Origin of the sequence: Actinoplanes sp. NPDC000266 (assembly GCF_042899005.1) — a bacterium.
Lineage (GTDB): Bacteria > Actinomycetota > Actinomycetes > Mycobacteriales > Micromonosporaceae > Actinoplanes.
Window position 1 is genome coordinate 26,471 of the sequence record NZ_JBIAZI010000005.1, and the last position, 10,535, is coordinate 37,005.

General features: G+C 70.7%; 7 protein-coding genes. 4 read left to right on the plus strand and 3 right to left on the minus strand.

Going from position 1 to position 10,535, the window contains the following annotated elements; translation table 11 throughout:
- The first annotated feature begins 137 nt into the window (after positions 1 to 137).
- Both ACFY36_RS20580 and ACFY36_RS20585 read left to right on the plus strand, forming a co-directional pair.
- A complete protein-coding gene (locus tag ACFY36_RS20580; protein ID WP_499747598.1) occupies positions 138 to 1,115 on the plus strand; it encodes a GNAT family N-acetyltransferase in 978 nt (325 codons plus the stop codon).
- Complete coding sequence (locus ACFY36_RS20585; protein ID WP_499747599.1) at positions 1,097 to 2,095, plus strand: GNAT family N-acetyltransferase; 999 nt, start codon at positions 1,097 to 1,099, stop codon at positions 2,093 to 2,095. The genes ACFY36_RS20580 and ACFY36_RS20585 overlap by 19 nt, the downstream gene beginning before the upstream one ends.
- Here the strand turns inward: ACFY36_RS20585 and ACFY36_RS20590 are convergent.
- The gene (locus ACFY36_RS20590) at positions 2,031 to 2,498 is read right to left on the minus strand and encodes a hypothetical protein (RefSeq protein ID WP_499747600.1); all 468 of its coding nucleotides are present in this window, start codon (positions 2,496 to 2,498) and stop codon (positions 2,031 to 2,033) included. The genes ACFY36_RS20585 and ACFY36_RS20590 overlap by 65 nt on opposite strands.
- Positions 2,498 to 3,007, minus strand: a complete 510-nt coding sequence (locus tag ACFY36_RS20595) for a GNAT family N-acetyltransferase (RefSeq protein ID WP_499747601.1) — start codon at positions 3,005 to 3,007, stop codon at positions 2,498 to 2,500. Before ACFY36_RS20595 ends, ACFY36_RS20590 begins: the two co-directional genes overlap by 1 nt.
- Positions 3,008 to 3,113: 106 nt before the next feature.
- Here ACFY36_RS20595 and ACFY36_RS20600 point away from each other — a divergent pair, with 106 nt between their 5' ends.
- Both ACFY36_RS20600 and groL read left to right on the plus strand, forming a co-directional pair.
- Entirely contained in the window at positions 3,114 to 4,004 is an 891-nt protein-coding gene (locus ACFY36_RS20600; protein ID WP_499747602.1) for a hypothetical protein, read from the plus strand.
- Between the two features lie 267 nt (positions 4,005 to 4,271).
- Positions 4,272 to 5,894: a chaperonin GroEL gene (gene groL / locus ACFY36_RS20605; protein ID WP_097317642.1), complete on the plus strand. Its 1,623-nt coding sequence runs from the start codon at positions 4,272 to 4,274 to the stop codon at positions 5,892 to 5,894.
- A 61-nt stretch (positions 5,895 to 5,955) separates the two neighbouring features.
- Here groL and ACFY36_RS20610 read toward each other — a convergent pair whose 3' ends face one another.
- Entirely contained in the window at positions 5,956 to 10,530 is a 4,575-nt protein-coding gene (locus tag ACFY36_RS20610; protein WP_499747603.1) for an Ig-like domain-containing protein, read from the minus strand.
- Positions 10,531 to 10,535 lie beyond the last annotated feature (5 nt).

A 10,535-nucleotide genomic window follows, 5' to 3' on the forward strand; every position in this document is an offset into this window, starting at 1 on the left:
CGTACGCGGTCCCTCACTCTCGAGCTTGGCGACAATCTCTCGAGGGACCCAACGACCCACTGCCGGAGGCGGTGTGCGTCCGTTCTCCCGACCAAATTCGTTCGCGTTCATGGCCGTCACCCGGAAGGGTGGCGGCCATGCGTGTATCTATCGAGACTTCTGACTCTCCGGACATCGCGTACAGGATCCGCCGGGCCGTGCAGGCGTACGAGGTTCCCGACATTCCCTTCATGACCGAAAAAGCGTTCAAAGCGGGGATTCTCCATCCGCCACCGGGCCTGGTCATCGAGCGCTATCTCGGCCTGCTCGACGGCGAGCCCGTCGGCTACCTCGAGTTGGAGCTGTTCCAGCTCGACAACCTCACCAACGCGCACGTCGAGATCGAGGTGCTGCCCGAGCATCGGCGGCGCGGGGTGGGCCGGGCCCTCTACGAGCTCATGCTCGAGCGGGCCGCCGCGCACGATCGCAAGCACATCATCGGCTCGACCGTGGACACACACCCCGACGGCGCCGCCTTCGCCCGCGCGATGGGCTCCGTCGCCGGCCTGGAGGACACGCGCAGCCGCCTCGACCTGACCGGCCTCGACGAGGCCCATCTGGCGAAGCTGCGGGCCGACGCGCTGTCCCACGCCGAGGGCTACCGCACGATCGAGTGGCTCGGCGTGCCGGCCGACGACATCATCGACGACGTGGCCTATCTGGAGGGCCGGCTGCTGGCCGACGCGCCGACCGGCGACATCGCCTGGGAGCCGGAGAAGATCGACGCCGACCGGCTCCGCGCGGACGAGGAGGCCCGGCAGAAGAGGGGCCGGCTCAGCTACTGCGCGGGCGCGCTCCAGGGCGACAAGCTGGTCGCGTGGACGGCCATCGCCGGTGAGCTGGCCCAGCCGGCGCACGCCTGGCAGCAGACCACACTGGTCGATCCCGACCACCGCGGGCACCGCCTCGGCATGCTGGTGAAACTCGCCAATCTCGACAACGTCCGCCGCAACCGGCCCGGCATCCAGGCGATCGACACCTTCAACGCCTCGCAGAACGAGTACATGCTGCGGATCAACCGGGCGATGGGTTTCCGGGCGGCCGGCATCGAGACGGAATGGCAGCACGACCTGTGAGCGTGCGGGTCGAGCCGCTCGGTGACGCGGTCGAGAAGGCGTACGAGATCGCTCGTGCCTGTCAGGAGCACGATCAGCCGGACGTGCCGTTCGCGTCCCTGGAGGGCTATCGGGCGGTCCTGGCCAACGGGTGGCCCGGATATACGTACGAGCGCCGCCTGGGCCTTCTGGACGACGCGCCGGCCGGCCTGATGAACCTCGCCATGCCGCAGGACGACAACCTCGACTCGGTGATGGTCGAGATCGGGGTGCTCCCCTCGGCACGGCGGCACGGCGTCGGCCGGGCACTGTGGGACCAGGCCGTCGAGCATGCCCGCGCGCTCGGCCGCCACCACCTGATGGGGCCGACCGTGCAGAAGCATCCGGACGGCGCCGCGTTCGCCACCGCGATGGGGGCGGTGGCCGGCCTCGAGGAGACCCGCAGCCGGCTCGACCTCAGCACCCTCGACCAGCCGCGCCTCGACGAGATGCTGGCCGGGGCGCGGGCCAGGGCGGGCGACCACCGGCTGGTGCAGTGGACCGGGGTGCCGCCCGGCGACGTCATCGACGACGTGGCCGGCCTGCACAGCCGCTTCAACGACGAGGCGCCCACCGGCAACCTGGCCCTGGAGGCGGAGAAGTTCGACGCCGAGCGGGTCCGCGAGGACGAGGAGTCGCGGATCCGGCGCGGGCGCACCAGCTACAACACCGGGGTGGTGCGCGGCGGCCGGCTGGTGGCGATCACGGCCATCGCCGTCGAGAACGAGAAACCGGCACAGACGTGGCAGAACATCACGCTGGTCCACCCGGAGCACCGCGGCCACCGGCTCGGGCTGCTGGTCAAGCTGGAAAACCTGCGGTACGTCCGCGAGAACGAGCCGAAGGTCGAAGTGATCGACACGTTCAACGCGTCCAGCAACGAGCACATGCTGCGGATCAACCAGCAGGTCGGTTTCCGTCCGGTCGACTCGGTCGTCGAGTGGCAGGTGACCCTCGCCTGACGTGCCGCTTGTATCCGCCCGCCTCCAGGCCGGCCATCCGCTCGAAGACGTTGCGCGACCCCCAGTTGCGGGAGGTGGCGTACGAATATCCGCACGCCACCCAGTAGGCCGGCCAGAACAGGGGTCCGAGCACCGCGTACTGGGTGGCGTGGTTGGCCTCGTGCCCGAAAAGGGCCGCCTTCTCGGGCGAGAGAAGCCATTCGGCCGTACGCCTCGTCATGATCACTGAGCCGACGGTGAAACAGCTGGCGGGCGGGATCCGCAGCCGGTAGCCCTCGGCGATCAGCACGCCGTCACGCCCCCGGCGCAGCGTGGCGCCGCCCAGCTTGGCGACGATCAGGCCGACCGCGGTGGTGCCGTTCACCGCGGTGATCAGGCTGCGTGCGACATGCCGCCGGGCCATCAGATCCGCCGGCGCATGCGAAGCTCGGTGAGGGCCGGGAGAACCGGATGGGGCACACGCTCGCCGGTGTCCTCAAAACCGAGTTTCTCGTACGCCCGGACGGCCCGGTCATTGCCGACGACCACTTCGAGCATCGTGCGGCGTCGCCCGGCCCGCCGGGACCAGTCGAAGACGGCCTCCATCAGCTCCGGAAGCACCTTGCCGCCCCGATAGGCGGGGGTGACATAGACGGCGAAGACCACGGTCTCGGGCGAGGAGTCATGGGCGACGGTGCCACCGGCATGCCCGATGAGCCGCCGCCCGGGCCCGGGATCGGCCACGAACTGGGCGAGCTCGTCCCCGGAGGCGGCTTGGGCGATGCGCTGCCGGTAGCCCTCGTGCGACCGGGCGGCGGCCTGGGCCAGGGTCTCGAGAAAGGCGAGCGGGCTGTCGGCCAGCATCTCCAGCCGGAGGGCCCGCATCCGAGCCGCGTCGCCGACGGTGACCCGGTGCACGCTCCAGCTGTCCATGCCGTCCTGACTACCCGTTGACCTTCGTCGCGGCAACCCGGTTGGCACTAATCGGACGGGCGCCCACGGGTGGCGGGAGCGGTGGGTGCTGGGGCAAGGTGTTTCGATGGATCAGGTCGAGGGTGCTCTGCATGTGGTCGGAGAGCCGGTGGTGGTGGCCGCGGACCCCTTCGATCCGGAGTCGCGGACGGCTGAGCTGCCGCGTGGGGGCGTACCCGAAACGGTGAATCCAGGGGTGCGGGACGCGCTCGTGCCTGTGCCGGGGTCGGGGCTGCGTGGGTGGGCCGGGCGGGTTGTGGCTGTGCTCGGGCGGGACGGGGTTCGGCTGCTGCCGGGGATGGCTCTGGCGGCGCTTCCCATGCACTTCTTCGTGGGGCGGCTTGACGACACCGTCATCGCGGCGCCGGCGCTCTTCGATCTGGCCGGTGGGTTCGGGCTGCTCTTGTTGCCGACGATGTGGCTGGCCTATCTGACCGTGTCGGCGCTTCCGCTGGTGATCTGCCTGGCGGGGGCGGTGGGGGTGGCCGTGCCTTCGGCCGCCGACGGGGTGCGGCCCCGGCTGCGCGTGGTGTGGGGGCTGGTGGCGAACCGGCTGCGCGGGCTCTGGCTGTGGTTCGCGGCGGTGGGGCTGGTGACGGGTGGGCTGTCGCTGGTGGCGCACGAGGCCGTGGCCGTGGTGGCCTCGACGGGGCTGCTGGCCGTGGCGGGGGTGTTCGGGTGTGTGGTGCTGATCGAACGCGGTCATGGGATTCGGCGGGCGGTGCATCTGCTGGGGTCCGGGCCGGCGCTGGGGATGGTGGCTGTGTCGGCGGCGGCGTCGGGGCTGCCGCTGGTGGCCGACGAGGCGTTCGGCGGGCTGGCGGCGACCGCGGTGGGAGTGGTCACGGTCCAGGTGTGGGCGGTGGCGGCGCTCGTGGCGTACACCCAAGGTCGTCGCTCGGAAGGACCGGTGACGAGCCGGTCGTTGCGCGCTGAGCTGAACGTGCCTGAAGACTGACTTGAGGAGCCCGGGGTTTCCTTGCACTCGCCACCTGAGAGTGCTAAACAAGTCATTGGCACTCGCTATCGGTGAGTGCCAGCAGGTCGGGACGGTGGGGTCTCGGTCACGGTGTCGCCATCGGCGCCGGGGCACGGGGCCGGTCGTCGCGGGCTATCCGGCTCGGCCTGAGGACGTCACGACGCCAGGTGGTGACGTCCGCAGAGGTTCGCAACGGGCGGGGCCGACGAGGCCCGGCACCGCGTATGTCCAGGAGGACAAAGCCGTATGGCCAAGATCATCGCATTCGACGAGGAAGCTCGTCGCGGCCTCGAGCGGGGCATGAACCAGCTCGCCGACGCCGTAAAGGTGACGCTCGGCCCCAAGGGCCGCAACGTCGTGCTCGAGAAGAAGTGGGGCGCTCCCACCATCACCAACGATGGTGTGTCGATCGCCAAGGAGATCGAGCTCGAGGACACCTTCGAGAAGATCGGCGCCGAGCTGGTCAAGGAGGTCGCCAAGAAGACCGACGACGTTGCCGGTGACGGCACGACGACGGCGACCGTCCTCGCCCAGGCGCTGGTCCGTGAGGGTCTGCGCAACGTTGCCGCGGGCGCCAACCCGATGGCCCTCAAGCGGGGCATCGAGGCCGCCGTGGCCAGCGTCTCCGAGGGCCTGCAGCAGCTGGCCAAGGACGTGGAGACGAAGGAGCAGATCGCCTCCACCGCCTCCATCTCCGCCGGTGACACCACGGTCGGCGAGATCATCGCCGAGGCCATGGACAAGGTCGGCAAGGAAGGCGTCATCACCGTCGAGGAGAGCAACACCTTCGGTCTCGAGCTCGAGCTCACCGAGGGCATGCGCTTCGACAAGGGGTACGTCTCGGCGTACTTCATGACCGACGCGGAGCGTATGGAGGCCGTCTTCGACGACCCCTACATCCTGATCGCCAACAGCAAGATCTCCGCGGTGAAGGACCTCCTCCCGATCCTCGAGAAGGTCATGCAGGGCGGCAAGCCGCTCGTCATCATCGCCGAGGACGTCGAGGGCGAGGCCCTGGCCACCCTGGTCGTCAACAAGGTGCGCGGCACCTTCAAGTCCGTCGCCGTCAAGGCCCCGGGCTTCGGTGACCGTCGCAAGGCCATGCTCGAGGACATCGCCATCCTCACCGGTGGCGCGGTCATCAGCGAGGAGGTCGGCCTCAAGCTGGACGGCGCCGACCTGAGCCTGCTGGGCACCGCCCGCAAGATCGTCATCACCAAGGACGAGACCACCGTGGTCGACGGCGGCGGCGACGCCGAGCAGATCCAGGGCCGGGTCAACCAGATCCGCGCCGAGATCGAGAAGTCGGACTCCGACTACGACCGTGAGAAGCTGCAGGAGCGCCTGGCCAAGCTGGCCGGCGGCGTTGCGGTCATCAAGGTCGGCGCGGCCACCGAGGTCGAGCTCAAGGAGCGCAAGCACCGCATCGAGGACGCCGTTCGCAACGCGAAGGCGGCCGTCGAGGAGGGCATCGTGCCCGGTGGTGGCGTCGCCCTGGTGCAGGCCGGCAAGACCGCGTTCGACAAGCTCGACCTGGTCGGCGACGAGGCGACCGGCGCGCAGATCGTCAAGCTCGCGCTCGACGCCCCGCTGCGTCAGATCGCCGTGAACGCCGGCCTCGAGGGCGGCGTCGTGGTGGAGAAGGTGCGCAACATCGAGGCGGGTCACGGCCTCAACGCCGCGACCGGCGAGTACGTCGACCTGCTGGCCGCGGGCATCATCGACCCGGCCAAGGTCACCCGCTCGGCGCTGCAGAACGCCGCGTCGATCGCCGCGCTGTTCCTCACCACCGAGGCCGTCGTGGCCGACAAGCCCGAGAAGAACCCGGCTCCGGCCGGCGCCCCGGGCGGCGGTGACATGGACTTCTGAGTCCAGTCTTAGTTCGGCGGGTCCGCTTCGGCGGGCCCGCCGTTCTGCTTTCCAGGAGCGGTCAGGGGCGGCGCTTTCCGGGGCGCGGGTTGCCGGAAGCGCCGATCCAATAGAGGGTGGCGCCGATCGTCAGGGTCATGCCGCCGGCGGCGATCACGGCCAGCACGTTGTTGCCCGTGGCGGGGAGCGGCAGGATGCCGGGGTCGGGGTATTTGTCGGGTTTGCCGACTGTCACGGTGATCGTCGCGGTGGCTATGTTGCCGTTGGCGTCGATCACCTCGTAGGTGAAGCTGTCGATGCCGGCGAAGCCCGGGGGCGGGGTGTACGTGACTGTGCCGTCGGCGTTGAGGACGGCGGTGCCGTGTGCGGGCTTGCCGACCGATCGGACGGTGACCGGGCGGCCGTTCGCGTCGGTGGCCGGCAAGGGGATGCCGATGGGGCGGCCCGGCTGGGCGGCGGCCACCTTGTCGGGGACCAACGGCTTGTAGGGGCTCGAAGAGGGCGACGCCGCGGGGCTGGCGGTTGCCGTGGGGCTCGCAGGTGGGCTGCTCGGACTGACTGGGCTGCTCGGACTGACTGGGCTGGTGGGGCTCGGGGAACCGGGATCGGTGGTCGGGGCCGGCGGCGGCGGGATCACGGCCTGGTCGACGTGGACGGTGATCTGGGCGCTTGCGGTGTTGCCGGCCTGGTCCCGTACGTCGTAGGTGAAGGTCTCGATCTGGGCCGAAGCCCCTCGGGGCAGATAGCGGACCTTGCCCGACGGGAGGATCGTGGCGGTGCCCCGCGGCGGCGTGCCGATCGCGGTGACCGCCAGCGGTTGGCCCTCAGGATCGGTGTCGTTGTCCAGCACGGCGATCTCGATCGGCGTGCGCGACGGCGTCGTCACCTCGTCGTCGACGGCCAGCGGGGGCCAGTCGACGGTGATGTGCACGGTTCCCGTGGCGGTGCGGCCCCAGTCGTCGCTGAGCACGTACGTGAAGGTGTCGGCCCCTGGTGAGTCGGCGTCGGCCCGATACGTCACCGTGCCGTCCGCGGCCAGCGTGGCCGTGCCCTCGGCCGCCGGGCCGACCGACGACACCTCGAGCGGCTGTCCGGTGTTCGGGTCGTGGTCGTTGAGCATGACGTCCACCGGTGTGACGATCTCGGGGCGGACCACGAAGGCGTCGTCCTCGGCGATCGGGGCGGCGTTGCGGACCGTGATCGTCACCGTGGCCGAGACGGCCAGGCGGTCGGTGTCCTCGATCGTGTACGTGAAGGCGTCGATGCCGTAGAAGCCGCTGTCCGGCGTGTAGACGACCGTGTCGTCGGAGTCCCGGGTGAGCGTGCCGTGCGCCGCCACCGTGAAACCGGTAAGGCTCAGGGTGTCGCCGTTCGGGTCCTCGTCGTTGGCGAGCATGTCGATGGTCAACGCCGTGTCGGTGTCGGTGGCGACCGACTCGGGGCGGGCGATCGGCGGCGAGTTGACCACGCCGACCGTCACGGTCGCGGTCGAGGTGTCCAGGCCGTCGTCGAGCGTGTAGTCGAAGGCGTCGGTGCCGTGGAAACCCGGGTCCGGTGTGTACGTGATCCGGTTGTCGGCGCCGACCGTCGCCGTGCCGTTCGCCGGGGCCGCGCTGACCGTGATGGTCAGCGGGGTGCCGTTCGGGTCCTCGTCGTCGTTGGCGAGCACGTCGATGGCCTCGGGCAGGTTGGTCCGCACGGTGACCGAGTCGTTCCGGGCCACCGGCACGCCGTTGCCGACCGTGACCGTGACCCGGGCGGTGGCCGCGCCGCCGTGGCCGTCGCCGACGGTGTAGTCGAAGAAGTCGGTGCCCGAGAAGTGGGCGTCCGGGGTGTACGTCAGGGCGCCGCTGAGGGTGCGCGCGACCGAGCCGTGCGCCGGGTCGGTGGTGCCGGTGACGGTCAGCGTGTCGGTGGGGTTGGGGTCGGTGGCCGAGGAGAGCACGTTGATCACGGTGGCGGTGCCGTACGGCGTGGTGGCCGTCCGGTTCACGACGGCCGGCGGGGCGTTGCCCACGGTGACGGTGACCGTGGCGTACGAGCTCAGCCCGCCGTTGTCCTCGATGTCGTAGCGGAACGTCGCGACACCGGAGAAGCCCACCGGCGGCTGGTAGCGGATGCCACCCGGCTCGGCCGTCGCCGTGCCCGTACTGGCCGGGCCGACCGCTGAGATGTGGATGGTGTCGCCGACGTTGGGATCCCGGTCGTTGCCGAGCACCGGAATCAGGATGCCGGTGAGATACGGCGTCGTGGCGTGGTCGTCGGCCGCGGTCGGGGCCGCGTTCTCCACGTCGACGTAGACCTGGCCGGTCGCCTGGCCGCCGCGGCCGTCGCCGGCGACGTACGTGAACGAGGCCCGGCCCGAGAAGCCGGTCGCGGGCTGGAAGCTGACCAGGTCGCCGGTCCGGGTCGCCGTGCCCGCCGAGGCCGGCGAGACCGCGCCGAGGCCGGTCACGTGCAGCGTGTCGCCCGGATTGGGGTCGGTGTCGTTGGCCAGCACAAGCAGGGTCACCGGGGTGTCGGTCGGGGTGCTGGTGACGTCGACGTTGGCTGTCGGCGGGGCGTTGGCCGTGGTCACGGTGGCCGTGCCGGTCGCGGTGCCGCCGTGGCCGTCGGCGATCGCGTACTGGAACGGGTCGGGGCCGGCCCAGCCGATGGCCGGGGTGTAGCGGACCGTGTTGTCGGCCAGCACCACCGCGCTGCCGTGCGCGGGCGGCGTGACGATCGTGACGGTGAAGCCGGTGTTCGGGTCCTCGGGGTCGGTGTCGTTGTCGCGGACCGGGAAGGTGACCGGGGTCGCGTGGCTGGTGGTGGCCGTGTCGGCCACGGCGACCGGCGGCGAGTTCACCCGCAGCGCGGCCGTGGCGGTGTTGTTGGCCGCGCTGGTGTCCTGCCCGGCGCCGGACACGCGCACGGTGGCGAGCGCGGTCGCGGCGGCGCCGGACGAGGCGGTGGCCGGGATGGTCACGGTGGCCTGGCTGCCGCCGACCAGTTGCCCGGCCGGGCAGCTGACGACCGGGGCGTTGGCGGTGCAGCCGGCCGGGAGCGTGCCGTGGGTGACCCCGGCCGGCAGGGTGAGCTCGACCCGGGCCGCGGGCTCGGGGTCCGGGCCCAGGTTGGTGACCGTGGCCGTGTAGGTGACCGGGTTCGGGGCGGCCGCGCGCTGCACGTCGGCCGGGCTGACGGCCAGGCCGGCCGACAGGTCGTCCCGGGGCTGCTGGACCGTCGTGGCCAGGGTGCCGCCGACCGCGGCGACGCTCACGTTGGTGGTCCGGCCGGTGTACGTGACGTTGACCATGTTGGCGATCGCGTAGAGGGCCGGGGTGTCGAGCGCGACCCGGACCCGGAACGTGACGGTGGTGGTGCCGAGATAGGGGATGCTGCCGAGGTCGAACGTGACGGCGCCGGCGGAGTACTGTCCGCCGCTGACATAGGCCGTGTACGTCGGGATCGCGTCGGACAACCGCACGCCGTCGGCCGTGTCGCTGCCCTCGTTGCGCACGACGATCCGATATTCGATCTCGTCGCCCGGCACGAGGTCGCCGCCGTTGACGTCGGTGCCGGTCATGGTCGTGGTGATCTTGGGGGCGTAGAGGTCGATGGCGACCGTGAGGACGCCCGGGTAGTACACGTCGCCGCTGGTGGACATGGTCAGCTCGGCCTGGGTGACGCCGTGCCCGAGCTTGCCGCTGGCGTCGAACTGGTCGATGTCGACGCCGAGCAGGTTGCGGTAGTTGGGGTCCCGGCCGCCGACGATGGCGCCGTTCTCGCTGACCGTGCTGTTGAAGATGTTCACCGGGCTGGGCGGGTTCGCCGCGTCGCTCAACGGCTGCCCGTCGATCTTGAGGCTGTCGCCGGTGGTGCCCAGGTCGCCCTCGAAGGCGACCGCGCCCACCGAGGTGTGCACCGTCCCGGAGTGCGGCGTCTCGAAGCCGGACAGCGGGATGTCCACGTCGTCGTCGCTGATCGAGCCGAAGCCGTCGTACACGCGCAGGCTGCGCAGGGCCTCGGCGGCGTTCCCGTACGCGATGACCAGCGCCCATCCCGCGTACTGCCCCGAGCCGGTGCCGGCCTGGATGTTGGCCACCGAATAGACGCCGTTGCCGGCCGCCGCGACCTGGGCGGTCACATCGGCGAAGCCTTCGTACGCGCTGTTGGTGGTCGACGAGTACACCTCGCCGGCGGTGATCGGGTTCCAGGTCGCGCTCGCCGGCGTACGAAATCGGACCTTGTCTTTGTCGTTGGGAGAGGGCGCGGGCAGGCCGCCGAGGCCAAGGGCGGTGAGAGCACCCCAGTAGAGGCCGGCGAAGAGCACGGTGCTGCCCGGCGGCAGGGTGACCGTCGAACTGCTGTCGTTGAAGGTCGTCAGCAGGTCGCCGTCAGTGTCGGTGTAGACCATCGAGTAGCCGTTGTTGTTCAGCGCGTTGCCGGTGACGCCGCTGCCGTTGCGGGCCGAGGCGCAGGTGAGCACGAGCGACGAGCAGGTCAGGTTCGAGTTGCCGCGCAGCATGATCGCGCCGTTGGCGTTGACGTCGAACCGGCTCGTGAACTGGTCCGAGATCGCCGCGTCGGCCCGCCCGGTGACCAGTGTGGCCAGAGTGACCGCGATGGCGAGGAGAAGAGCCGGTCCGCGCACCACAT